This is a genomic window from Shewanella psychrotolerans (assembly GCF_019457595.1).
Lineage (GTDB): Bacteria > Pseudomonadota > Gammaproteobacteria > Enterobacterales > Shewanellaceae > Shewanella > Shewanella psychrotolerans.
In genome coordinates this window covers 3489103-3512846 of record NZ_CP080419.1, presented here as the reverse complement: position 1 = coordinate 3512846, position 23744 = coordinate 3489103, and the positions used below count along the sequence as shown (strand labels likewise).

The 23744-nt window shown below is 44.6% G+C and carries 22 protein-coding genes; 8 read left to right on the top strand and 14 right to left on the bottom strand.

All coding sequences use genetic code 11. From position 1 onward, the window contains the following. Nucleotides 1-106: 106 nt before the first annotated feature. Nucleotides 107-1147, top strand: coding sequence for an alkene reductase (locus K0I62_RS15500; RefSeq protein ID WP_220068962.1), 1041 nt, complete (start codon nt 107-109; stop codon nt 1145-1147). A 187-nt stretch (nt 1148-1334) separates the two neighbouring features. On the opposite strand, the gene K0I62_RS15495 is transcribed toward K0I62_RS15500, so the two are convergent. The 5 genes from K0I62_RS15495 to K0I62_RS15475 all read right to left on the bottom strand — a co-directional run bounded on the left by K0I62_RS15495 (nt 1335) and on the right by K0I62_RS15475 (nt 7174). Then, nucleotides 1335-3503, bottom strand: a complete 2169-nt coding sequence (locus K0I62_RS15495) for a TonB-dependent siderophore receptor (protein ID WP_220068961.1) — start codon at nt 3501-3503, stop codon at nt 1335-1337. A gap of 179 nt (nt 3504-3682) precedes the next feature. Next, nucleotides 3683-4441: a sulfite exporter TauE/SafE family protein gene (locus K0I62_RS15490; RefSeq protein ID WP_220068960.1), complete on the bottom strand. Its 759-nt coding sequence runs from the start codon at nt 4439-4441 to the stop codon at nt 3683-3685. A gap of 14 nt (nt 4442-4455) precedes the next feature. Continuing rightward, nucleotides 4456-5010 carry a DUF924 family protein gene (locus K0I62_RS15485; RefSeq protein ID WP_220068959.1) on the bottom strand — a complete coding sequence of 185 codons (555 nt, stop codon included), beginning with the start codon at nt 5008-5010 and terminating at the stop codon, nt 4456-4458. Nucleotides 5011-5019: 9 nt separating this feature from the next. After that, nucleotides 5020-6531, bottom strand: a complete 1512-nt coding sequence (locus K0I62_RS15480; RefSeq protein ID WP_350354793.1) for a PH domain-containing protein — start codon at nt 6529-6531, stop codon at nt 5020-5022. After that, on the bottom strand, nt 6521-7174 hold the full coding sequence (locus tag K0I62_RS15475) for a PH domain-containing protein (protein WP_220068958.1): 654 nt from the start codon (nt 7172-7174) through the stop codon (nt 6521-6523). The genes K0I62_RS15480 and K0I62_RS15475 overlap by 11 nt, the downstream gene beginning before the upstream one ends. A gap of 184 nt (nt 7175-7358) precedes the next feature. Between K0I62_RS15475 and K0I62_RS15470 the strand changes: the two genes are divergently transcribed. Both K0I62_RS15470 and K0I62_RS15465 read left to right on the top strand, forming a co-directional pair. Next, a complete protein-coding gene (locus K0I62_RS15470; RefSeq protein ID WP_220068957.1) occupies nt 7359-7649 on the top strand; it encodes a winged helix-turn-helix domain-containing protein in 291 nt (96 codons plus the stop codon). A 69-nt stretch (nt 7650-7718) separates the two neighbouring features. Next, nucleotides 7719-9125 carry an NAD(P)/FAD-dependent oxidoreductase gene (locus tag K0I62_RS15465; RefSeq protein WP_220068956.1) on the top strand — a complete coding sequence of 469 codons (1407 nt, stop codon included), beginning with the start codon at nt 7719-7721 and terminating at the stop codon, nt 9123-9125. 90 nt (nt 9126-9215) lie between these two features. On the opposite strand, the gene K0I62_RS15460 is transcribed toward K0I62_RS15465, so the two are convergent. Further along, nucleotides 9216-9551, bottom strand: coding sequence for a DUF2956 domain-containing protein (locus tag K0I62_RS15460; RefSeq protein ID WP_220068955.1), 336 nt, complete (start codon nt 9549-9551; stop codon nt 9216-9218). 196 nt (nt 9552-9747) lie between these two features. Between K0I62_RS15460 and K0I62_RS15455 the strand changes: the two genes are divergently transcribed. Next, nucleotides 9748-11598: an ABC transporter transmembrane domain-containing protein gene (locus K0I62_RS15455; protein WP_220068954.1), complete on the top strand. Its 1851-nt coding sequence runs from the start codon at nt 9748-9750 to the stop codon at nt 11596-11598. Between the two features lie 81 nt (nt 11599-11679). On the opposite strand, the gene K0I62_RS15450 is transcribed toward K0I62_RS15455, so the two are convergent. Beyond that, a complete protein-coding gene (locus K0I62_RS15450; RefSeq protein ID WP_220068953.1) occupies nt 11680-12657 on the bottom strand; it encodes a DUF4382 domain-containing protein in 978 nt (325 codons plus the stop codon). A gap of 310 nt (nt 12658-12967) precedes the next feature. On the opposite strand from K0I62_RS15450, the gene K0I62_RS15445 reads away from it, so the two are divergent. Further along, nucleotides 12968-13477 (top strand): lipocalin family protein, encoded by a 510-nt coding sequence (locus K0I62_RS15445; RefSeq protein WP_258405012.1) that lies wholly within the window; start codon nt 12968-12970, stop codon nt 13475-13477. Nucleotides 13478-13595: 118 nt separating this feature from the next. Here K0I62_RS15445 and K0I62_RS15440 read toward each other — a convergent pair whose 3' ends face one another. The 4 genes from K0I62_RS15440 to K0I62_RS15425 all read right to left on the bottom strand — a co-directional run bounded on the left by K0I62_RS15440 (nt 13596) and on the right by K0I62_RS15425 (nt 19144). Continuing rightward, entirely contained in the window at nt 13596-15194 is a 1599-nt protein-coding gene (locus K0I62_RS15440; RefSeq protein WP_220068951.1) for an AMP-binding protein, read from the bottom strand. 226 nt (nt 15195-15420) lie between these two features. Next, nucleotides 15421-16896, bottom strand: a complete 1476-nt coding sequence (ccoG, locus tag K0I62_RS15435; protein ID WP_220068950.1) for a cytochrome c oxidase accessory protein CcoG — start codon at nt 16894-16896, stop codon at nt 15421-15423. Nucleotides 16897-17076: 180 nt separating this feature from the next. Beyond that, entirely contained in the window at nt 17077-18522 is a 1446-nt protein-coding gene (locus K0I62_RS15430; RefSeq protein ID WP_220068949.1) for a sigma-54 interaction domain-containing protein, read from the bottom strand. A gap of 85 nt (nt 18523-18607) precedes the next feature. Further along, nucleotides 18608-19144 (bottom strand): thioredoxin family protein, encoded by a 537-nt coding sequence (locus tag K0I62_RS15425; protein WP_220068948.1) that lies wholly within the window; start codon nt 19142-19144, stop codon nt 18608-18610. Nucleotides 19145-19466: 322 nt separating this feature from the next. On the opposite strand from K0I62_RS15425, the gene K0I62_RS15420 reads away from it, so the two are divergent. Continuing rightward, nucleotides 19467-20081, top strand: coding sequence for a LysE family translocator (locus K0I62_RS15420; protein ID WP_220068947.1), 615 nt, complete (start codon nt 19467-19469; stop codon nt 20079-20081). Between the two features lie 150 nt (nt 20082-20231). On the opposite strand, the gene K0I62_RS15415 is transcribed toward K0I62_RS15420, so the two are convergent. Beyond that, nucleotides 20232-20549 carry a DUF3144 domain-containing protein gene (locus K0I62_RS15415; protein WP_220068946.1) on the bottom strand — a complete coding sequence of 106 codons (318 nt, stop codon included), beginning with the start codon at nt 20547-20549 and terminating at the stop codon, nt 20232-20234. A gap of 135 nt (nt 20550-20684) precedes the next feature. Then, nucleotides 20685-21221: a pilin gene (locus tag K0I62_RS15410; RefSeq protein ID WP_220068945.1), complete on the bottom strand. Its 537-nt coding sequence runs from the start codon at nt 21219-21221 to the stop codon at nt 20685-20687. 127 nt (nt 21222-21348) lie between these two features. Between K0I62_RS15410 and ung the strand changes: the two genes are divergently transcribed. Together ung and K0I62_RS15400 are read left to right on the top strand one after the other, a co-directional pair. Next, nucleotides 21349-22017: a uracil-DNA glycosylase gene (gene ung, locus K0I62_RS15405; protein WP_220068944.1), complete on the top strand. Its 669-nt coding sequence runs from the start codon at nt 21349-21351 to the stop codon at nt 22015-22017. A 153-nt stretch (nt 22018-22170) separates the two neighbouring features. Further along, entirely contained in the window at nt 22171-22785 is a 615-nt protein-coding gene (locus K0I62_RS15400; RefSeq protein ID WP_220068943.1) for a hypothetical protein, read from the top strand. 15 nt (nt 22786-22800) lie between these two features. On the opposite strand, the gene K0I62_RS15395 is transcribed toward K0I62_RS15400, so the two are convergent. Continuing rightward, a complete protein-coding gene (locus tag K0I62_RS15395; RefSeq protein WP_220068942.1) occupies nt 22801-23241 on the bottom strand; it encodes a copper resistance protein NlpE in 441 nt (146 codons plus the stop codon). Between the last annotated feature and the right edge of the window lie 503 nt (nt 23242-23744).

Genomic DNA, 23744 nt, shown 5'->3' with positions numbered 1-23744 from the left:
GCTTGTTCAAAAAAGTTCTTGAATGCGTGTTCAAGTCAGTTTATCTTGAACGTACATTCAAGAAAGAAGATTTCTTAAAGCAAGTTTTATTGAAGAGAGTTTTATCATGACGGCTAACCTATTTGAACCCCTGAAACTGAACGACACCATTACGTTAAATAATAGAATTTTGATGGCACCACTCACGCGCTGTATGGCCGATGACGAGCTAGTACCGACTCAGGCTATGACGGATTACTATGGTCGCCGTGCGGCTGCAGGACTGATCATTTCTGAAGCGGTCATTATTCGCCCCGATGGTCAGGGCTATCCCAACACGCCAGGTTTGTTCACACCCAAACAGATCGATGGTTGGCGAGTGGTTACCAATGCCGTGCACAGTAATGGCGGCAAAATTTTTGCTCAGCTCTGGCACACGGGTCGTGTTGCTCATTCTCATTTCTTTGGCGGACAGACAATTGCACCGTCGGCCATCGCTATCGAAGGCAGTGTGCCTAGACAACGTGAATTAACCTATGAGACACCAAAAGCGGTAACCCATGAAGATATCGAGCAACTTGTTAGTGATTACTCACAAGCGGCCGCCAATGCGATAGATGCTGGTTTTGATGGGGTAGAGATCCATGGCGCAAATGCTTACCTTATCGATCAGTTTTTACATCATGACAGCAATCGTCGCACCGATGAATATGGTGAAACGCCTGAAAATATGGCGCGTTTTCCACTAGCCGTTGTCGATGCTATTTGTCAGCGCATTGGTAATGAACGCACTGGGTTACGCGTTTCTCCAGGGGCATACGTCAACATGAAAGCTGATAGCCGTGATCGTCAGGTATTCGACTATTTCCTTGCGGAGATAGAGAAGCGTGATCTGGCATTTTTGCATATTGGCATTTTCGATGATGCTATGGAATTCGACTATTTAGAGGGCAGCGCATCAAGCTATGCTCGTAAACACTACAGCAAAACCTTAGTGGGTGTCGGCAGCTATAGTGCGCAAACGGGGGCAGAAGCAATTGCCAATGGTAAATTTGATCTGTTAGCGATTGGTCGTCCATTTATCGCTAACCCTGATTATGTAGAGCGAGTACGTGATAATCAGCCTTTAGTTGAGTATTCAGACGAGATGTTAGCTAGCCTAATTTAATCCATTACAGCCTTTCTTACACTATTGATGATAAAAGCCAGCAATTCACCGTTACGTGATTGCTGGCTTTATATTTTAATAAGTGAATAGATGAATAAGCGAATTAGCTTTATTAATACCAATCAGAATAAGGCTAGCGGCCAAACTCATGAGGCAGCCATATTCCCATAGGTTATCGACCGCGTGGTTACATTTTCCAACTTATGGTTGCGCTATAGTTTGCTGGTGCGCCGTAGAATCCTTGTGCCCAATAGAGGCTATTGATGTATTTCTCATCGGTGACGTTATTGGCATTAACGCTTAATTCAAGATGGTCATTAAACTGATAACGTGCCATTAAATCGACAATGGCATAGGCATCTTGGCGAGTGATGATCTCTTCGCCTGCGTTGGCAAACTCTTTGCCTACAGTGCCTTGCTTACGATAAATGTCATCTTGCCAGCGCATGTTCATGCCGACAGAGAGTCCCTCTATTACTGCGACATCATAGGTTGCGGCAAATTTTAAGAGTTTGCTTGGTGTGTAGGCGGCTACGAGTTCGGCGTTTTTATCATTACCCTCGATGTCAAAATCGGTGAAACCTAGGCTAAGGTTTAAACCATCGAACAGTTCTCCAGCAACTTCAAATTCATAACCCTTGCTGTTGATTCCATCTGCACCAATATAACGTTGCTGAGTTGGGGGCAGTTCTGATGTGTCAGGATCGGGAACAGCCAAATTCACTTGCTGAATATCAAAGTAGGCGATACTGGCGAGTAGCCGGCCGTCGAACAGTTCGCTCTTAAAACCAATCTCCTTACTTTCACCCGTGACAGGCGCTAAGTTTTGGTCGTTGATATCGAGCTCGGTTTGCGATTTAAATGTCTCGGTATAGCTGGCGTAAACGACGAGCTCGGGAATAAATCGATAGACCATACCTAAATAAGGAATAAACTCACTGTCTTCAGCGTCTTGTGTTTTACCATAGGCTAAGCCTTCCGCTTGCCATTTGTTAAAACGACCACCAGCGATCAGATGAAAGCCATCAAATAGATTAAAGCGACCCGTAATATATGCCGCTTGTTGTTTGGCACTCACATCACTGCCATCGGGCCTATCGGTAAATGTTGGTTTGGGTGTGTTGCCATCCCAGGTATTGAGATCGGATATTGGCGGGAAGCCATTACCTGTAGTGTAGTCATAGAGCGAGAGGTCATTATAGTTGACCTCGGCGTAATTAACGCCTGTGACCAGTTGATGTTCTCGGCCGAATAGTTCGAAATCACCGCTGATATAAACATCGGCAAGATCATGTTTCTCATCTAAGTCATATTCGCTGCCATAGCCTGTTAGGCCAAGTTCAGTCGTTTTATCTGGGGTGCCATAAATGTAGAACAGTTCGGTATCTTCATCTGTCGTTCTATGTGAGTAGGTGGCGCGTAATCGCCAGTTCTCGTTAAAGTAATGACTCAGTTCGACAACGGTGTTTTGCTTAATCACTTTCCAATTAGACCAATCGGCAGAGGTGTTAGTCGAGCGATCATAATTAGTCGCGCTGCCATCGGTGTAGAACAGTGGCAGTGCTCCCCAGTTATTGCCCTTGGCATCATTGTTGGTATAGCTATGGCTAACCGAGATGCTGGTGTCGTCACTTAGGTTGGCTTCGATGAAGGCGTAAAGTACGGTTTTATCGGTTTCGTAGCGATCTAAATAGGAGTCTTTGGTCTGTTTTACGGCAACGACTCGCGCGGCAAAGGTGTCATTAAGGCGGCCGCTACCATCGGCTTCGAGTCTAGTGTTATTCCAGCTGCCGTAACTTGCGCTCAGGTTGAGTTGGTTATCGGCCGTTGGGCGCTTACGAATAAAGTTAACTGTTGCAGAAGGATTACCCACGCCAGTCATTAGGCCGTTAGCCCCGCGAATAACTTCGACACGATCATAAATTGCCGTATCTTCGTCGGCATGGCTATTGCCGTTAGTCAGTGGCAGACCAACGCCATCGATTTGAAAATTAGTGACATCAAAACCGCGGGCAGTGTAATAGGTTCGGTCTGTTTCAATGCGTTCGACATTAATACCTGTAGCACTGTCTAATGCGGTATTAATGTCGTTGAGCTGAAAATCCCTTAGTTGAGCATTGGTGATCACAGATACCGATTGTGGAATGTCGCTAATAGCAAGATCGAGTCGTGATGCACCGCTCACCGAGTGAGCGTTATACCCTTGTATGTATCGACCAGTTACTTCAATTTTTTCGATATCATCTTTTGTTGAGGTATTGCTTGCGGCTTCATTGGCAGTGGTTTGGGCATAGCCGAGTGGCGCAGTAATACTCAATGCACACAATACGGCAAGACTAATTGGTTTTAGTTTCATTATCTGTTTCATCATGGCGAGGTGAAAAAAAAGCCACGCATAATTGTAACAGTAGCGATTTGCGTAGCATCTATTTGTGTAACAAAGGATACACGCAAAACGTAAAGATCTAAATGGGAATTGTTATCGTTTACAGTTGTGATTGTTTGTAAAGATGGTCGTTTCTAACTCACAAATGGTTAGCTGAGCATTGCCGCAATACTGCCACATAGGGTCATGATAAACAGAAACCATTTTAAGGTGTTTGGGCTAACTTTTATGGCGAGTTTTACCGCGATATGAGCGCCAACCATAGTGCCAGCAGCCAAGATCAATCCTGGAAGCCAAAGAATAAGATCTTCTGCAATAAAAATGACCAGTGATGCCAAGGTAAACATCAAGGTACATAGGCCCTTTAAGGCGTTTGCTCTGACCAAATCGTAACGCAAACTTCCAGCCAGAGCGGCGAGCAACACAAAGCCAACGCCAGCCTGTACGAAGCCGCCATAGATACCTGCAATCGTTAACCAAACCCATGAACTGGGAGTTTGGCTGACTTTGTTTACCGGGGTGCCAATTGCAGGAGAGATCATTGCGGGTTTAACTAAAATGATTAAGGCCATAATCAGCATCGTGCCGAGCAGTAAGGGTTTTATCATCTCCGCTGGAGCGTATGCCGCTGCGCCTGCACCGATAAACCCGCCAATGATGGTTGGTAGTAAAATAGGACCTTTATCATCGGTATAGAGTTTACCGTGCTTTCTAAAACCAATCAGCGCAGTGATAGATTGAACGGTTACACCTACGCGGTTAGTCGCATTGGCAACTTCGGCTGGCATTCCCATTACCATTAACGCTGGCAAGGTTAAATTAGAGCCACCGCCTGCTAGGGTGTTAATGATGCCTGCCAAGAAGCCTGTGGCAATGAGTAGTAGCGCGTGGGTAACTGTAACATCCATTTTTTATCACCTAGTTAAAAGCTCGAACCCGGTTGTTTTAAGAAAAGGAGTTCTTCTGTTGTGGATGGTCGTCCTAAGATCGCATTTCGATGAGGGTAGCGACCAAACTTGTCGATAATGGTCTTATGTCTGCGTTCAAACTCTAAGTTAGCCGCTGCGGCCTCGCGGCTAAATAGCACTATGGCAACCTCGTGAATTGCACTCGATTCACTGTGCATATAAGGCATATAAAGAAAGGGGACTTGTTTGGGCTTTAGTTCATTATCGATCCCTAACGCCACCGCTTCTTGAGCTAGGGTCAATGCCATGGGGTCGGCAGCAAATGCTGCTGGTGTATCGCGATAGATATTACGGCTGAACTGGTCCAAGATAATAATTTCGGCTAATCGCCCAAGTGGGCAGGTGCGCCAATGATAAAGCTCGCCTTGTTTTGCCTGTTCTAGCAAATCACCGAAACGCTGTTTGATCATTTTATCGACATGAAGATCCTTTTCGAACCAAGACTTTGGCTCAATCTCCTCGAACCAAAAACGGATAATATCATCGGGTGTATGGCCTATCCTGTGCATAGTGACTCCTTATATCCAATTTGTGTGGTCGTGCTTGGTTAAGCTTAATGCGGTTTCGGCGATCAACCTAGCATCTTCAATGGGAAAATAGGGGATTTTTTGTTCGCCACTCGCTAAGCCAATATAGAGAGTCGCTAATTGTTTCTTTTTCTGTCCAAGGGTTTGGCTTATGCACACATGCTGTACTTTTTTTAAGGAGATTAGCTGCCAGCTTTGGCCTAAGACTCCAGTATGGATCCAGAGATCATCGCCCTGTAGATGATAACCCCATTGGCGGTATTTAAGGTATAGCCCTATTACAAATACCATGGAACCAAGCCAAAGTAACTCGGTGAAAGGATTAGGCCCTGCAACGAGCAAAGCAATTATTGAAATAACAACCGGTAAGAGTGCACGTCGCCAAAACCAACCAAAATAGATGCCATTATAGTGGGTTGGAAGAGCGCTGGCGTTGCTACTAAGGCCTGTTAGCTGTGGCAATGTTTCAGCGATCTGCTGCTGGCTCATACTGGGGATCAACATATGACGTTTAGCCATTTGTTCCACTTCAGTGCCCTGAACTTGTTTAAAGTTAACGGTCCATAACTTAATTATTCGACCAATAATCGGTTGCTCAAAGCGGATTAACTGTACTCTTGCTAGCACTAATGCATCTTGTTGTTTTGCCAGCAACCCACCCGTCCTATGTAAAGTATTATGCCGCAGGCTTAGTTGATATGGGTGATATTTTAATACGGCCGAAGTGATAGAGATGAGTGATAGCAAAAGATAGAGGCTCACCAAGGCTAGCAAACCAAATAGCAACTCATTAAGTAGGCTGGTGGCGATGTTATTTTGATACCAATCCAAGGCGTCTACTGCAAGTGGGCTCTGACCTACCTTGCTCCAGTCAAGTTGCCCAAGTATTGAGCCGGAAATAATCGATAGCCAAAAAAGGTTGTTCTGATATAGACCAAAAAACAGTAGATCTTTAAGGCTTTTTCTTACTACAACTCCATGATTATTAATTGAATCAGTCTGTGATAACTCTTGAACATTGATACCGTTTGTTGTCGCTGCTGAACGTTGAAATAACTGTTTCTTTAGTTGCATGGCTTGGCGATAGTTGATCGCCGATAACACAGCTTCATCTTTCTTCGACCCCGCGGTCTCTACAACTAAACTAAATAATCCTAAGGGGCGAAAGTAGAGCGGCTGTTCGAGGCGCACATTTTGGATCTTGTTTAGCGGTATTTCGTGAGCGCTCTTGAATAGGATCCCCTGTTTAATTCCGAGTTTTGCATCGATTAGTCGGTAGCGGTATTGCGCCCATTGCGCAATGGCAAAGGTAAATATGGCGATGATAACGCTGACGATCGCGATGATCATCCACGGAGAGCTAAACCCTTGTTGCCAGCCGGTATAGACGATAGGGATCATCGCATAACCATTATTAACCATAGTTTTAAGTGTTTGTAGGCTAAAACTGATGATTGACCAAGGAGATAAGCTTGCCCAGTTAGAAAAACGCTTACTCATCATTATCGCCCACCGCTGGTTTAGATGGCTGTGCTTGAGGTGGCGTTGCTTGAGATTGCGTCGATAGTAATTCGTCTTGTGCTTCAGTAATGGTTTGCCGCGCTTGACGTACGGCCGCGGCTTTGGCAAGTAAGTGTTGTCTCAAAGACTCGGCAATATCAGAATCTAGACCGGGAAGACTGATTTCAGCGCTGCCGCTTCCTGCGCTGAAACACTTTAGAGTATGTTGTTTAAAATAGCGTTCAAGTGGCCCTTGAGCCAAACTCACATGTTGTAATCGTGTGTAGGGCAGGGATATTTTTTGATGCCAAAGAATCCCTTTTTGCATCACAAACTCATGTTCAAATGCACCATAGGCAAGTGATAACGCATAGCGATAACGGCCATAACTTATGAGGCATGCCAAGAGCAGCGCTAAGCTTATAAGGGTTAACAAAATCATCATTGGTAAGTTGATAACAATGCCCGCTATCGGAAGGGCGATAAGGATTGGGATGAACAAGATGAGGTTTTCTATCTGTACCAGTTTGACGTAGCTAGGCTCAACTGGGGTCAGTGGGATCTGGTCGAAACTAAGCCATTCTTCTGGCGACAGCTGGGTTCGTTTAAGGTCGATTTGTTGACTAAGCGGCTTAACGTCTTCCATTTGTTATCCTAGGGCGTGTAATTTATCGTTGTTAATTTAGACTATATCAGCATCTTACAGGATTTAATGCGTGGTCATACTAATCAGTTTTTAGTGGTAAGCATCATACAATTTTGTTCGTAACTATAGTTAGGTCTGTTATGTTACAGAGTGTGGATTTTTATTGTGGCTATGGGGTGTTTGAGTGGCTGATGTCGTATCAAAACAGAAAAAGGCGTTTCTTAGAAAGCTCTATCTTGCTCATCTTATCGATAATGAGCGTCATAATTTATTGTCTTTAAATAAGCTCACCGGAATGCCTAGACGCACCTTGCAAGATGCTATCGCAGCACTTGCTGATCTGGGTATCGAATGTCATTTTGTTCAAGATGGCGAGCGTCATAATGCTGGTTACTACCAAATTAGTACTTGGGGCCCAATAAGCAGTAGCTGGGTTTGCACTCATCTTGATGACTTGTTGAAGCAACTTAACTAGGGACTGTTGACCTTAAAACGTTTTTGTCTCGAACAAAATTCAACCCGCAAGGAGCAACAGGGCCTAGATATGGAGAGTTCACTTTATCAGAGCCTATGGTTTGATACTTTAGGTGAGCCTATTGAGCCGCGCCGATCATTAACTGCAGACATAGAGGCCGATGTTGCCATTATTGGGGCGGGTTATACAGGGCTTTGGACCGCGTATTATCTAAAGCAGAAATCACCCTCGTTAAAGATTGTAGTCGTCGATGCTTCGGTTGCTGGAGAGGGCGCTTCTGGGCGTAATGGTGGCTGGTTGATGGGCAGCTTTGTTGGCGACAGCCACTACCTTGCAGGTTTATCGGGCACAGGCTTTACTCAAGCAAAGCAGTTAATTCAAAGTCCAGTAAATGAAATTTCAGCTGTGCTTAAACAGCATCACATTGATTGTGATTTGGTCCATCGTGGCAATTTAAGAGTGGCTGCTCGTTATCCTGAGCAGCTGCGATCCCTAGGTGAAGAAATTACCCTGTTACATCAACAAGGATTTACCGAGCAAGACTATCGCTGGGTGGAGGGCGACGAGCTAAATCAGGCTATCAGTATGCGAGATGGCCGCGCGGCGATTTATACTCCTCACTGCGCGACAATCCATCCGCTGAAGTTGGTCCGAGGGCTTGCGCGTATTGTGGAGTCTGTGGGAGTCTCTCTGTATGAGCAGAGCCCGGTAACGGCGTTTGGTGACGGCCTTGTAAAGTGTGAAAAGGGCGCTATACGTGCCGATATTATCGTGCCTGCGCTTGAAGGTTATCAGGCCGAGGTGAGCTCATTAGGTCGCTATACCATGCCGCTACAGAGTTTACTCATCGCTACTCAGCCATTGACCGAGAGCCAGTGGCTGCAGATAGGCTTGGCTGATCGCGCCACCTTTAGCGACGCGGCCCGGCAGGTGACTTATGGTCAGCGAAGTAAAGATAACCGCATGGTGTTTGGTGCTCGTGGTGGCTACCGCTTTGGTGGAGAGACGCAAACCCTGTTTGCCGCTGACAGTGATGCCTTTGCTTGGCGAGTGAGTTTGATGGCCGATATCTTTCCCATACTGAAAGGCGTTAATATCACGCATCGCTGGGGCGGTACGCTTGCTATGGCAAGAAAGTTTGCCCCTCATGCCATATTTGATAAACGCAATGGTGTTGGCCTTGCTGGTGGTTATGGCGGCGAAGGTGTCGGGGCGTCTAATCTGTTTGCCAGAACCTTAAGCGATCTTATCCTTGAGCGTGAAACTGAGCTAACTAAAATGCCTTGGGCTCATGTGAGTGAGGTTAAGCAAGTATTAACCCCATGGGAGCCGGAGCCATTTCGCTGGTTAACCTATCAGTTGATCAATAAGGTATTTAGCTGGGAGGAGCGCTTATGTTTGCAAGCGAACCAATCAAGCTTGCAAAAGCGTATTGCGATCCATTTAGCTCAGCGACTCGATGGCTTAATGCACTAATATCATGAGCTAGTTCGATAAACGAGTTCGCTGCGAACGTCTGACACCTTAGATTGCGGTATTGGCTTTATGTGCTCTTCGCGTGAGGCATTAGCGCATTAACAGATAAGCGGAAAATCCAGCCCAGCTGAGGAGCAGTAGCGCCCAAGGAAGCTTGGATGAATTACTGCTTGAGTCGCTGCTTGAGTGGTTAGCCTGCGTATCATCGGTTTGCTCGACGTCGCGGTTTTTGGCTTTTATTTCTTGTTTGCGGGCTTTATCTTTCTCACGGGCCTTACTCTTTTGCTGCTTTTTGTATTCAGCAATTCCTTTTTCAATACCCTGTGCGATCAGCTTGGTTTGCTCTTTAGTCTGTCCGGGCTTTTGAGTGGCTTTAGCGACCTTCATTGCTTCATTCTTGGTTTCGTTGGAGATGCTTTTATTCATGAACCATTGCTCTTTTTGTTGTCGGGTGAACTATATCATAAAGCGTCATCATAAAGGGCCATGATTAAAGTGGTATGGACTAGGCTCGCCTTATTATTCAAATAGGTAACCTGAGTTCAGGTTAGATAAACAAATATCATTTTATGGTGATATTTTTGGTACTCTTGGGGCTATTGACCTATCAACGTTACCCAATATGAGCGATAACAAACCTGCATCCCAGCCTGAGCGTGCATTTTCTTCAGCTGACAACGAATCTGAACGGCTATCGCTTGTGAGTAAGCGAGCCATTCTGCCATGGATTGGTGGTTTTTTAAAACCGTATCGAATACGGGTGATCGCCGCTATCGTCTTCCTATTTATTGGCTCACTCGCCTGGCTATCGCTTGGCCAAGGTGTGCGCTTGATGGTGGATGAAGGTTTTTTAAAAGATAATGGCGAGCGTCTTAACGAGATCATCTTGTTGGTGATCGGCATTACCGCCCTTAGTAGTTCTGCGATTTTTTGTCGTTTTTATTTAATGACTTGGCTCGGTGAGCGAGTCAGCGCTGATATTCGCTTAACGGTTTACGATCACTTGCTAAACTTGTCACCCGGTTTTTATGCCAAGCTAAGAACGGGAGAGGTGATCTCTCGTTTTACTGCCGACTCAACCTTGTTACAGTCGGTTGTTGGTTCAAGCCTTTCTATGGCGCTTCGGGCCAGTGTGACCGTAATTGGCGGCATAGTGATGATGGCCATTACCAGCCTGAAGATGACGGCTTTGGTATTGCTTGCTGTTCCTATGGTGTTGGGGCCTATTTTCTTCTTTGGCCGTAAAGTGCGCGATCTGTCACGTCAGAGTCAAGATAGAGTCGGCGATCTTGGTGCTTATGTAGATGAAACGCTGCATGAAATCCACACGGTGCAAGCCTATTGCCATGAAGATAGAGATCGGCTGCTATTCAATCAGCGTGTCGAAGCGGTTATGGATGCCGCCAAAGGTCGTATCAAATACCGTTCTATTCTCATTTCACTGGTGATGTTTCTTAGTATTTTAGCGATAGCTTTAGTGACTTGGGTTGGCGCTCACGATGTGATGCAAGGCGCAATTACTGGGGGGGAACTGTCAGCTTTTATGTTTTATGCCGTGATGGTGGCCGGCTCTGTCGCGACTATTAGCGAAGTGATCGGTGAGATACAGCGAGCGGCTGGAGCGACCGAGAGATTGATTGAGTTGGTCGAAACCCCAATCGATATTCCATTGCCGGTTAATCGAGTGACGTTACCTGCGACAGTACGTGGCGAGTTGCAATTAAAGGATGTGCGATTTTCCTATCGAGATATAACCACGTCAAATCGACCGGATGATTTCACCCAAGAGGTGATCTGCGGCTTGAGCCTACATATTCAAAGTGGCGAACGGGTGGCGTTGGTCGGGGCTAGCGGTGCGGGAAAGAGTACCTTATTTGAACTGCTGCAACGCTTTTATACCTTAAATAGCGGCAGTATTATGCTCGACGGTATCGATATCGCCGATTTATCACCACAGGATTTACGCCAGCAGTTTGCGTTAGTGCCACAGGAGTCGGTGATCTTCGCCACCAGTGTGTTAGAAAATGTCCGTTATGGGCGACCCGATGCCAGCGAAAAGGAGGTGATTGAAGCCTGTATTGCGGCGCGTGCCCATGAGTTTATTAATGAGTTTTCGATGGGTTACCAAACCTATTTAGGTGAGCGCGGTGTTAGGCTTTCTGGTGGTCAAAAACAACGTATCGCTATTGCTAGAGCTATTTTAGCCAAGCGCCCCGTGTTACTGCTCGATGAGGCTACCAGTGCACTCGACGCCGTGAGTGAGCAAAAGGTGAAGCAGGCTTTAGATGTCTTGATGCAGGGCAGAACCACCTTAATCATCGCTCACCGGTTGGCGACGGTACTTAATTCCGATCGTATTTTAGTGATGGATAAAGGTCAGCTTATTGGTAGTGGCACCCATCAAGAGTTGATGCAAACCAATGTGCTTTATCGAGAGTTTGCCACACTGCAGCTGTTAAATGATGAGCTGTGAATGTGCTTGTTAGTCACCATTATCCATAAAAATAGCGAGTGATTCGACTCGCTATTTTTAATCGGGCTGAAAGGGTTACGTCTAACCGCGGCCCCCACGACCGCGATGGCCGTTGCCACATTGATGCCTTGTCTCTTGACCACCCTCTTCAACAGTGACTGAGCCTGCATCTTCAAATAGGCTAAATGTGCCTTCGGATAAATCATCGAGAGCGGGGTCATCTAAATGGCCGAGGCAAGTATAGCCGACACGATAGTCGCCAGCGGGGAGATAACCCATGGCAAATGACCAATCGCCATTCATATCCTGATGTATCGGTGAGACAGCGACTGGGGAGAATTTACCATCGCTTCTTGTCGGGCTTACATCAGCCATCTGTTCAATACTGGTGACACTGTTTTGGTAAAGATAGGCCATGTGATAAAACTGACCACCAGCCGGTGTTTTATCAGTGTTGCTCGTTTCACAGTTGGCGATCCATTGCGGATCCATTTCACCTTTTATATGCCCCATATCTCTATTATCTATGGAGTAGATGCCATCGTGATTGAGGTGATATTGGTTATCGCCATGGTGCATCGATTGGTACAGATCGATCTCCATCGTTAAGAAAAGAGCCTCGTGTTCATTTACCATAAAGTCATGCAATGGAAGATGATTGCCTTCGACCATTAACGGTGATCGTCCTTGGCCATTTTCAATCGCACAACCATTAGCTTGATCACCATTAATTAGGGTGAAATGCACATCATGGTAACGTCCGGTAGGGAGTTGTAGGTCGCTAATGACTGTATGGCTCGCCATTCCCGGATAATCGAGTAGATTAAATCTGTGCTGTGCCATATCGTGTGTATGGACGGTACCATGTTCATCTGTCATGACGAGTTGATCTAACACCAACTCGACTTTACTGACTTGATTCATTGGTGAATCTGAAATTGCAATATTGACCAAGCCGAAGGTAGGTTCTGTGATTGGCGGATTTGAATCATCAGAACCACCACAAGCACTGAGGAGCATTGTAGGGATCAGTAGGGAAGCTAAGTATTGGTTACGCATCTTAATCAGCCTTTTAACTATGTGATATGAGTTATATGTGATTTTAGTCTTCCATGAGGTTTATCTAATTAATCTAGGTTATTTTGTCGGCAGTTTCACTTCATTTGGCGATAAAACGGATTGAAATTTGTTCTTTGTGATCGATGTGAAAGTTTGAAGATTTTTTTTTGTTATTAGCCACTATGTGCGATAGGGAGCGTCAGCGGTTTCTATGTCTAGTGAACATTTTTCTCCGTTTGATCGTATTGAACCTTATACTGATTGGCATTCGCTGCGGTGCCCTTTTGATAAATATACTTTCGGAGTCCATGTGAAAAAATTAGTTTTGTTATGCCTGCTATTGCTTAATGCCTGCACCAGTGTACCGAATGGGATTAAGCCGGTTGATGAGTTTGAGTTAGATAAATATCTTGGCACTTGGTATGAGATAGCCAGGCTAGATCATAGCTTTGAGCGGGGTTTATCTCAGGTTACTGCAACCTATAAGATGAAGCCTGATGGTGGCGTTCAAGTGATTAATCGTGGATTTTCTGATTCGAACGCGGCCTGGAAGGAAGCGGAAGGTAAAGCTTATTTTGTCGATGGAGATGATATTGGTCATCTTAAAGTGTCATTTTTTGGTCCCTTCTACGGTGCTTATGTGGTTTATGAGCTGGATAAAGCGGATTATCAATATGCGTTTATTACCAGTTATAACCGCGACTATCTGTGGTTTTTGTCGCGCACGCCTCAAGTGAGCGATGCGCTTAAACAGCGGTTTACCGCGCAGGCGAAACAGATGGGATTTGCTGTTGATGAGATAATCTGGGTAAAGCAGTAGTCTTGTTTTGTAGAGCTAAAATACAACTAAAATATGACCAAAATACAACTAAAGGGAGCCGTTAGGCTCCCTTTAGTTGTATTGGATTTCACTTAAGTCATTTAGTTAACTTATCGCGCTACTTTCTCAGTTCTCTGCGTAAAATTTTGCCGACGGTTGATTTAGGTAAGGTTGTCATAAACTCGATTATTTTAGGTACCTTGTAAGCGGTGAGTTGTTTACGGCAATGACCTAAAATATCGGCTTTGGTTGCGTCGATGTCTTGGCTAGGGCGACTGAGTACAATCGCTGCCTTGACCGTCTCGCCACTGTGTTCATCTTCTACTCCAATAACGGCGCACTCGAGTATCGCTTCATGTTGTGCTAATACCTCTTCGACTTCATTTGGATAGACGTTAAAGCCTGAGACTATGATCATATCTTTCTTGCGATCGACAATTTTATGCATCCCATCTTCAACGGCTTGGGCGATATCACCAGTTTTAAAATACCCCTCTTTGGTCATCACTCTGGCGGTTTCCTCTGGCTTTTGCCAGTAGCCACTCATTACCTGTGGACCTTTTACTGCGAGCTCTCCAATTTCCCCAAAGGCAACTTCGTTGTCATCGAAATCGAGGATCTTCACCTGAGTGTCTAAAACGGGTTTGCCTATGGTGCCTAGTCGTTCAAGCCTTGGCGCATTAAGTGATACAACTGGTGAGGTTTCCGACAGCCCATAACCCTCAGAGATAGTACAGCCTGTGGTCGATTTCCATGCGTTAGCTGCCGCTTGGGTTAGGGCTGTACCGCCTGATATGGTGACTTTAAGATGACTAAAATCCAGCGTCTTAAATTCGGGTTGATGACATAAGCCGACAAATAGGGTGTTAAGTCCAGCAAAGCCAGTAAATGGATGTTCCGATAAGGTTTTTATTAATGAGGTTATATCTCTGGGGTTAGGGATTAATACCGAGCATCCGCCTCGTTCAAAATAGACCACCAAGTTAATCATAAAGGCGTAGATATGATAGATAGGTAGCGGTGCAACAAATATCTCTTCACCGGGTACTATTTGGCTGCCAATACGAGATTTAGTTTGCATCGCATTGGCGATAAGATTTCGATGACTCAACATCGCACCTTTAGAGAGTCCTGTGGTGCCTCCTGTGTATTGTAACGCCGCGAGATCGTCTAAGTTTGATTTAACTGGGATTAAGCTAAGTTGGCAACCTTCGGCGAGAATATCGGTAAATTTTAAGATCGGAAAATCGCTAGCTGCTTGTGTTTGCGGCGCTAGCAAATCAAGGGCATGAGTCGAAATAACGGTTTCGATGGCGGTGGATGCGATGACGTTGGTTAACGTAGGTAATAGATCGCTCAGTACCACTAAGGCTTTAGCGCCCGAATCATTATACTGATGGATCAGCTCTCGTTCGGTATATAAGGGATTGGTGTTCACCAGCACGAGTCCTGCGCGTAGTGCACCATACGCGGCAATGACAAATTGAGTGATGTTAGGTAATTGGATGGCAATACGATCGCCCACCTCAAGTGATGTTTTGTGTTGTAAATAGGCGGCAAAGTAACGTGAGTCGCGTTCGATATCGGCAAAGCTGCTGGATTTCCCCAAACATACATAGGCGGTCTTATCTTTATAGCGCTGTGCTGAGGTTTGGATCAAATCGATCAAGGAAGAGTACTGGGTAAGATCTAGGTGGGAATCGACATCATATACCATAGTTTGCCTCTAATTATTGTTTTAGTGAAAAATCAAACAGGTGTTTAGATTGTGCTAAAAAGGTATACAGGTCAACAGCAAATGTCATGGTGTAATTCTATAATCGACAAGCTTAAGATTTTGTATCTATAGTCTTTTGTTATTGCTAGCCTTTTGGTCTGGTCAGACCTTGAAAACATCCTCTTTACAGAGGATGTTTTCAAATGGTGGTCTATATGAGCATTCTTTATGGGGTAAAGAATTGCGTCTGTTGTGATACGGTATCAAGAGGATCGTTAAGATTCATTACCGTGAAATTGAACGATTGCTTGAACAACTTTTCATCTTGGCGGGCATTACGTTGTTGATAGACAGTGACGGGATAGCTTAGCTGTTCACCTGCCTTGATGCTTATCTCAACATTAATGTCGTTGTTGATGTAGTGATCATGACGATCTTCGATATAGATAAGGTATTTTTGTGCTTGTTGCGTCTTATTGCGGATCTTCAAGGTATAGCTGTTTTCAATTCGATTATCACCGACCTCACGATAAAGACTCTGTCTGTCTCTAATCACGTTTAGCTGAATATCGTCCTTGCGATAAATATCTGCCGCAAAAACGCTAAGCATGATCAATACCGCAGCGCCATACCCAATAAACTTCCAAGAATGTAATCGTTGTGCAGGTTTGCCTTGCAGTTCATTTTCGCAGGTATAGCTAATGAGATTTTTGGCGTAGCCAAATTTGTCCATGGTCTGATTGCATGCATCGACACAGGCACCGCAGTTGATGCATTCATATTGCAAGCCATTACGAATATCTATGCCTGTGGGGCAAACATCGACGCAAAGATTACAATCGACGCAATCGCCTAGTTCAGTTGCTTGTTTACGTTTTCTTGGACCACGAGATTCGCCGCGATTGGCATCATAGGTAACGGTAAGGGTGTTGCTATCAAACATAGCCGATTGAAAGCGAACATAGGGGCAGCAGTGCAAACACATAAGCTCGCGCATAAAACCCGCATTTAGATAGGTACATACAGCAAAAAACCATACCCAAGTCGTTATCCAAAAGCTGGCGTTGAAGCTCAAAATATCTTCATAGAGGCGTGTCGCCGGAACGAAATAAGCGATAAATCCACATCCAGTGATTAGTGCCATAACGCCCCATAATAGATGTTTGCTGACGCGTTTAGTGAGTTTGTCTAATGTCCAGGGGGCTTTGTCTAAGGCATAGCGTTTGTTGCTATTACCTTCTATCTGTTTTTCTAGCCAGACAAACATAAAGCTCCAACTTGTTTGTGGGCACAGATAACCACACCATACTCGTCCCCAAAAGACGGTAATAAAGAACAGCATAAATGCAGCGATAATAAACACCCATGCCATCAAGGTGAAATCCTGTGGCCAAAGTGTGGTGCCGAAAAATGAAAACTGTTGGTTTTCAACATCAAATAAGATGGCTTGTTGCCCTTGATATTGAATGAATGGTACTAAGAAGAAACTGATAATTAATAGGGTGTTAATCCCTGTTCTCAATCGTTGAAAGTAGCCTTTCTGCTCCTTGATATGGATCTTGCCTTTTTCGCCAGGAATAAAGGTAATAGGAATTGGTTCAGACGGTTTTTTCTGAGGTTGGGAGTTGCTATTCGTGCTAGAGAGCGAGGCGGGCGCTGATGCTGGTTCGAGCTTAGGCTTTGGGGTAACACTATCAGTCATAAGAGGTTCCGAACGTTAAAATACAGAGTTAAGTTCGCCTATAGTGCAATTTAGGAACCAACTATCGCTCGCTTTATCTTTTTGATTTTATAGTTTTTTTATTTTTAACTCTTCATTTGATACGCGATATATCAAGATTTGGTGATATATCGCTAAAATTGTAGTTGTCAGGGATGACAGTTAGCTAGGCCGCTTAATATTTAGCTTCTTCATTCGGGATCTTAGTGTGCTGGCAGGCAATCCAAGTACGCTTGCGGCACCTTTAGGACCAGATATTCGCCAATTGAGCTGTTGCAAGGTATGGCGAATATGAGCGGTTTCTACCTGCTGTAATGTTTTGCCATGGATGATATTGGCTGCAGCGTCTTCTGTTTGTAGTGGGGGGATCTGTAATATTTGCCCTTGGGTCAATATGCTTTGGCGTTCAATAATATTCTGCAACTCCCTCACATTTCCAGGCCAGCGATAAGCCATAAGGTTCGATAGACCATTTTTACTTACCCCTTTGATCTTTTTACCTAACTTTTTGTTTAGCCCCGCAACGATATGGCTTACTAGGGTGGGGATATCGTCGAGTCGCTCTCGCAATGCAGGAACGTGCAGTGGGAAAACATTGAGTCGATAATAGAGATCCATTCGAAATAAACCTTGCTCAACGCGTTTCTGTAGATCGTGGTGTGTCGCGGTAACGAGTCGAATATCGACTTTAATTGGCGTGCTACTGCCGACGCGCTCAAATTCCTGCTCCTGTATGACTCTAAGCAGTTTCGATTGTGCCTCCAGCGATAGCTCTGCTACCTCATCGAGAAATAGTGTGCCTTGATGCGCCAGTTCAAATCGACCTTTCCTGCGGCTGGTGGCGCCGGTGAACGCCCCTTTCTCATGGCCAAATAGCTCACTTTCCAGTAGGGCAGGGGAGAAGGCCGCGCAGTTGACACTGACTAATGGTTTATTGCTACGCTCACTTAATCGATGAATATTGCGGGCTACCAGTTCTTTACCTGTGCCATTTTCACCACTGATTAATACCGTACTATTGGTATTCGCCACTAACTTTATTTGTTGTATAAGATTTTGAATAGGCAGACTTTCACCGGCAATGTTTACATCACCCGTGTGGCTAGCTAATTCAGTCAATAGATAGTCATTTTCGCTGGCCAGTTTTTCCGACAAGGCTTGTACTTGCTCTAACGCTTGGCGGAGAGAGTCTTCGGTTTGTTTTTGAATGCTAATGTCACGAAATATCGCGACTACACCAATAAGCTTTTGATTTTTATATACAGGAGTTGAAGTGTAATGTACCGGAAAGCTACTGCCATCTTTGCGCCAAAACAGTTCATGACTAATCTCTCTAGCGATCCCATCGTGCAGTGTGTTGTAGATCGGGCACTCTTCTTGAGGATAGTGGCTGCCATCGGCGTGACTGTGGTGATGACAATTATGGATATTGGTGCCAAGTAACTCTTGTGCTGTCCAGCCTGTCATCCGCTCTGCCGCAGGGTTGATAAACACGGCATTGCCATTTAGGTCAAAACCATAAATTCCCTCTCCGACAGCATTGAGGAGTAGTTTATTCTCCGGAAGAAAGTCCACCTGAGGATCGATTTCCGATGGAGTCATAGCCATTATCTCTTTACGTTGTCATAAAACACTAGTGTCAGTTTATAATAAGTCACGAAATACCGCGAATTAATAATAAAAGCATGAGATGTTAGTTGCTATCGAGTAGGGAGATCACTTGTTGGTAATCGAGTACTCGGGGAAGCACGATGCCATTTGGGTGGCTCGGTGAGTAAATCACGTTAAAAGGCACACCAAAGGCATTGTAATCAGCTAAAAAGGCTTCGATTTTTGCATTACTGTGAGTTAAGTCGCCTCGCATCAGCACCATATTGTCACGCTGTAAAAGGTTAACCACGGCTTCGCGATGAAGCACACCATCTTTGTTGCCTTTACAGATATTGCACCAATCGGCGCTAACATCGACAAACACTGTCTTATCTTGAGCGACTAAGGGAGCGATTTGCTCTTGAATTAACGACTGCCAAACTAAGCTTTTGTAGGCGTTAATATCTTCTTTAGGATAAATAAAGTAGGTCACCGCGGCATTCATGGCTGTAAAACAAACGAGCAGGAGCAGCACGGCTAGTGGGATTTGGCTGCCCTTGGCTTTTTTAAATCCTAGAAAAATAATGAGTAGCACAAGTACAGTTAACGTCATGCCGCTGACAAGAAGGATAGTATTCATATTGATCTGAGAGTGCCTTAAAGCGTGCTGAAATTTATGTGAGTCTAACAGGTTAAATAAGTTTGTTTGCAAATGATGTTTTGTGTCGCTAGATGACTATTTGTAAGCAGCGGTTCCTTACATTCTTGAACACAACAATAATAGTGGCTGCTGGTGAGTGCTGAGCTACGCACTATTTACTGTGCTTGGTGATTTTTGTGCAGGTAGGCTAGAAATGGAGTGTTTGGTAATTTTCTTTTGTTGTTTGAATTAAGTGTCTCAGATTTAGATTGTACCGTGGCATAATTAGCGCGATATTGCGTAAAGTTAAAGAGGATTTATCATGAGTTTTAGTGTGTGGCTAGGATTGTTGGCCATCAGTTGTCTAGGAGCCATGTCTCCCGGCCCAAGTCTTGCCATGGTGGTGCGCCATACGTTAGGAGGTGGACGTGCTAAAGGGATCGTTTGTGCTTGGGCGCATTCTATAGGTATAGGTGTGTACGCGCTGGTGACGCTGCTCGGGTTGGCGGTATTGTTAAAGCAAGCTCCGCTGATTTTTAACGGCATTGCGATAGTGGGCGCCCTTTATTTGGCCTACATGGGTGTACAAGCGTTACGCTCTAAAGGTGGCATGTCGGAAAGGCTCGCGGCAGGCAAAGAGACTGATGCGCTCACTGCTGCGCGAGATGGGCTCGCTATCTCACTTTTTAATCCTAAGATCATGCTGTTTTTTTTAGCGCTATTTAGTCAATTCGTTATGGTTGCCGATGACCTCTGGGGGAAAACGGTGATAGTGCTAACGCCATTAGTTGTAGACGGGCTTTGGTACACTATTATCGCTTTTTTACTTTCTCATAAAGCGGTATTGCCCAAACTAAAAGAGAAGGCTGTTTTGATCGATAAATTGTCGGGACTAGTGCTTATCGCGCTGGCTGTGCGCGTGTTGGTGACTATCTAAGATTTGAAGGCGAAGGTTTGAAGGCTAAGGTTTGAAGGTTAAGGTATAAGCTTGAGCGTGCGAAAAGTGTTAGAACATAAAAGACGATAGAAACAAAAATGCCACCGTGCTCCTTTGCGGGAACGATGGCATTTTAATCCAATCAGCAACTTAGCCTTTAAATACTTTTACCGCGTCATCCTGCACTGGCTCAGTTTGTACTACTGGCGGATTATCGATATGGTCATCTAAGTTATCATTGAGCATGTCATGGTATTCTTTGCTAAACCACTCTAGTGCATTGTTTTTTTCTGCTTTTAAATCTGCCGATTTTAGCGATGCTTCAAATGCATTAAAGCGAGCCGCGGCAAAACGCAATGCGGTACCAACTTTGCCCACATCTTGTTCCTTGCTGCTAAGTTCGTTAGCTAGCGCTATAAATTGATCTGCGATTTGAAAAATAGTGGTTTCTTTTGCTTGTTCTGACATGCTTTTTGCTCACAAATGAGTGGATGTAATTAACCGATATTAACTTAAATTAGCCAATAGTGAATCATTGAATTTGGTGTTATGGGATCAACATCGGTTATTCTGGGCGACTTGATGTGCTGATTACAATGGCTATTAGCTATTAGGGTCGCTATCGACACTCACTTGGCCATTGCGTGAGTCGTAGTAAATACTCAGGTTTTGATTGTCGGTAAAGTTGTAACGACATTGATTAGGCGAAATATAGTTTGCCTTGTAGTCGGTTTCATCACTGCTATCGAATTTTGATATGCTAGGTTCATCACCTTCAAACAGTGTTTCCCAGACCGAAATACAGTCTTCCACATGGTCGAGTTGTGGTGATGCTTCATTGTCTGTGTAATAGTGTTGAGCAGGCCATCCGGCATCGTTAAAATCCATCTCTCCCGCTTCAGCGTTACCAAAGGTGGGGAGGTTTTCTGCAGGACCAGCCCCTACTCGGGTTGCCCAAACTGTATGGGCTAAGTTAATTCCTGACTTGAATGCTCCGCCTGTGGCTTTAACACTCGATATTTGAGCATCTTGAGATACATTTAAAAATTTGGGGAGCGCGGTAACAGCGAGGATACCTAAAACGATGATGACAACGACAAGTTCAATAAGGGTGAAACCCTGTTGTTTAGCTAATTTCATCTACAGGTATGCTCTAATTAATGCAATGGATATAAGTCAATGGTGGAAAAATAGACACGCTTGCTTTTCCAAGCATGCTTTAATCACTGATTTTATATGTTTTTTGGATAGATATAAAGAGAAGGGTATGAATAATATCACTAATTGGAATGACTTTATTAGGTTGCAGTCGCAGCAGGCATATTTTCGTCAGTTGCAGGATTTTGTTGCAGCCGAGCGTGCTAGTGGAAAAGTGATTTATCCCAGTGACGATGAAGTATTCAGCGCTTTTAATCTAACCCCTTTAGATAAAGTGCGTGTGGTTCTTATTGGTCAAGATCCTTATCACGGAGAAGGACAGGCTCACGGTTTATGTTTCTCGGTAAAACCTGGCATAAAAACACCGCCTTCATTGGTTAATATCTATAAGGAGCTGGTGACTGATATTGAGGGGTTTGAGGCCCCAAATCATGGCCATTTGGTCAAATGGGCTGAGCAGGGGATCTTGATGTTAAATACGGTATTAACCGTAGAGCAGGGAAAGGCCCATTCTCACGCGAAAGCGGGTTGGGAAACCTTTACCGACAATGCGTTAAAGTTGCTTGATGCTCAGCCTAAGCCGATTGTCTTTGTACTATGGGGCGGCCATGCGATTAAAAAAGCTAAGTTGGTGACTCAGGAACATCATCAGGTGATCTCTGGGCCTCACCCATCGCCTTTATCTGCATATCGCGGCTTTTTTGGCTGTGGTCACTTTTCGAAAATTAATGAATTATTAGCAATAAATGCAGGCACTGTGATTGACTGGCAAGTATGAGTGAGATGATTTGGTAATTCATACTTGCTGTAACGATAAATCCTCATTATATTCATATGTGTGGGTAACAAACTGTTAACTTTGGTCAGCATCGGAATGCGACTCCAAAGGTTTAGAGCAAATCGTTAATAGTTTCAGCTCATTGATTGAACTTTGCAGTGGAAGCAATATGGCGGGTTAGATATGGATATTCGAGCAAAGCGAGGAAGGCTTGTTCGTTGGAACAAAGAGCAGCGAGTAGGATTTATTGCTCCTGATGATGGTTCCGATGAGTTACGTATTTTAGGGATTAATCTGCTTCCTTATGAGCATATGCCTCAAGAAGGGGAGCAGGTAGTTTATCGTCAATGGAAGGACAGTCTTCGAGGCGTAAGCGTTACTAAGGGTGAAATTGACCTTGGAAATCCCATCAAATTGACCTCACCATTTGAGCCTCAAACCCAATTTGAAGAATTCAATAGAATAAGTTGGTCCACCAAAATTGGTTTAGTGGTTTTGCCTTTAGCGCTAGCTAATTTACTCTACTTAATGGTGATTAACTATGCCCCTGAGCCTGTTAATATCCAACCTCCTGCGGGGCTATTTCCTCCCGGATCTGAGTACTATATTGGCAAACAGGATTTAAGCCATATTGTGTTTGAATGTGATGCAAGGCAGCAATGTTTGCAGATGACCTCATGCCAAGAGGCTAGGTATTTCATTCGTAACTGCCCCGAATTTGAGAAAATGGTGGGTGATATGCCTTGTGAAAAACTCTGGTGCAAGTGATTCTATATTCAGGGCTCACTGTACTTTTAGCAACCGATAACGATTGGCTAGTTCGCCAGATATTCGTGTTGCATCGCTATTTAACATAAACAGCTGGTTTTCACCAACTTGAAATAACATAGGGGACTCATTGGTATCTAGCGTGATATAACTGCCGCGGGCATTCCAGTTAAAGTGACCTATTTGAACCTCTGGTGTATCCGTTTGCCCTAAATGGTTTTGAGTGAGCTGATAGCTATTATCACTATTGAGTTGTAAGCGTAATTTAATGCCTTTGCAATTTGAGCATGGAAGTAGCCCTTCATACACTCCTGGCCAATCTAATGAGGTTCTGCTGTTATCTCCTATTGGCATGGGCGTAGGCTCGACGTTAGTGCTGTTAACTGTTGTCGACTGTATAGAGCAAGCGCTCAGAGCAATAAAAATCAAGGGAAAAATTCGAGCGGTGGTTTTCATCACAGGATCCTTTAGTTAAGTGGTTATACCCATCAGTATAAGAAAGTGACCGACTCAGCGTGTGTTTTGGTAACTCGTTCAAGGCCAATGGGGGATGGAATGCTTGTTCCCTTGTGAGGCCATTCAACGCAGAAGTAGCAAGGTAAAAAACACGCCTAACAGGCGAGTGTTAGCGCTTTAGATGCAGTGTTAACGAGTTTGAGCTTAGTTCAACTATGCTCAAACTCGTTGCAAACCACAAGGTCTTGTATGTTGCCGACATACTTAAGACATTCCCTCCATCCCTAGAGGTCGGACGTTGTGAATGTCTTTAATGCCGGAGTAATTAAAGACCTTGCCTCATAAGCGCTAACCTTTAATGGTAAATTCTCGCTGAGCGATCACATCTTTATACTGATTGGTATTACTTTGGTTTAATGCAATTGGCAATACTTTAGCTCGTTTGGCAATTGAAGCAAAGTAAGGACTGTTGAATGGTTAAACCGACAGAGCGAATTTGGGCT

What these genes read in the sequence shown, in the direction of transcription:
- K0I62_RS15500 (WP_220068962.1), top strand. Translation starts at nt 107, where the DNA reads ATGACGGCTAACCTATTTGAACCCCTGAAACTGAACGACACCATTACG.
- K0I62_RS15495 (WP_220068961.1), bottom strand. Translation starts at nt 3,503, where the DNA reads ATGAAACTAAAACCAATTAGTCTTGCCGTATTGTGTGCATTGAGTATT.
- K0I62_RS15490 (WP_220068960.1), bottom strand. Translation starts at nt 4,441, where the DNA reads ATGGATGTTACAGTTACCCACGCGCTACTACTCATTGCCACAGGCTTC.
- K0I62_RS15485 (WP_220068959.1), bottom strand. Translation starts at nt 5,010, where the DNA reads ATGCACAGGATAGGCCATACACCCGATGATATTATCCGTTTTTGGTTC.
- K0I62_RS15480 (WP_350354793.1), bottom strand. Translation starts at nt 6,531, where the DNA reads ATGATGAGTAAGCGTTTTTCTAACTGGGCAAGCTTATCTCCTTGGTCA.
- K0I62_RS15475 (WP_220068958.1), bottom strand. Translation starts at nt 7,174, where the DNA reads ATGGAAGACGTTAAGCCGCTTAGTCAACAAATCGACCTTAAACGAACC.
- K0I62_RS15465 (WP_220068956.1), top strand. Translation starts at nt 7,719, where the DNA reads ATGGAGAGTTCACTTTATCAGAGCCTATGGTTTGATACTTTAGGTGAG.
- K0I62_RS15460 (WP_220068955.1), bottom strand. Translation starts at nt 9,551, where the DNA reads ATGAATAAAAGCATCTCCAACGAAACCAAGAATGAAGCAATGAAGGTC.
- K0I62_RS15455 (WP_220068954.1), top strand. Translation starts at nt 9,748, where the DNA reads ATGAGCGATAACAAACCTGCATCCCAGCCTGAGCGTGCATTTTCTTCA.
- K0I62_RS15450 (WP_220068953.1), bottom strand. Translation starts at nt 12,657, where the DNA reads ATGCGTAACCAATACTTAGCTTCCCTACTGATCCCTACAATGCTCCTC.
- K0I62_RS15440 (WP_220068951.1), bottom strand. Translation starts at nt 15,194, where the DNA reads ATGGTATATGATGTCGATTCCCACCTAGATCTTACCCAGTACTCTTCC.
- ccoG (WP_220068950.1), bottom strand. Translation starts at nt 16,896, where the DNA reads ATGACTGATAGTGTTACCCCAAAGCCTAAGCTCGAACCAGCATCAGCG.
- K0I62_RS15430 (WP_220068949.1), bottom strand. Translation starts at nt 18,522, where the DNA reads ATGGCTATGACTCCATCGGAAATCGATCCTCAGGTGGACTTTCTTCCG.
- K0I62_RS15425 (WP_220068948.1), bottom strand. Translation starts at nt 19,144, where the DNA reads ATGAATACTATCCTTCTTGTCAGCGGCATGACGTTAACTGTACTTGTG.
- K0I62_RS15420 (WP_220068947.1), top strand. Translation starts at nt 19,467, where the DNA reads ATGAGTTTTAGTGTGTGGCTAGGATTGTTGGCCATCAGTTGTCTAGGA.
- K0I62_RS15415 (WP_220068946.1), bottom strand. Translation starts at nt 20,549, where the DNA reads ATGTCAGAACAAGCAAAAGAAACCACTATTTTTCAAATCGCAGATCAA.
- K0I62_RS15410 (WP_220068945.1), bottom strand. Translation starts at nt 21,221, where the DNA reads ATGAAATTAGCTAAACAACAGGGTTTCACCCTTATTGAACTTGTCGTT.
- ung (WP_220068944.1), top strand. Translation starts at nt 21,349, where the DNA reads ATGAATAATATCACTAATTGGAATGACTTTATTAGGTTGCAGTCGCAG.
- K0I62_RS15395 (WP_220068942.1), bottom strand. Translation starts at nt 23,241, where the DNA reads ATGAAAACCACCGCTCGAATTTTTCCCTTGATTTTTATTGCTCTGAGC.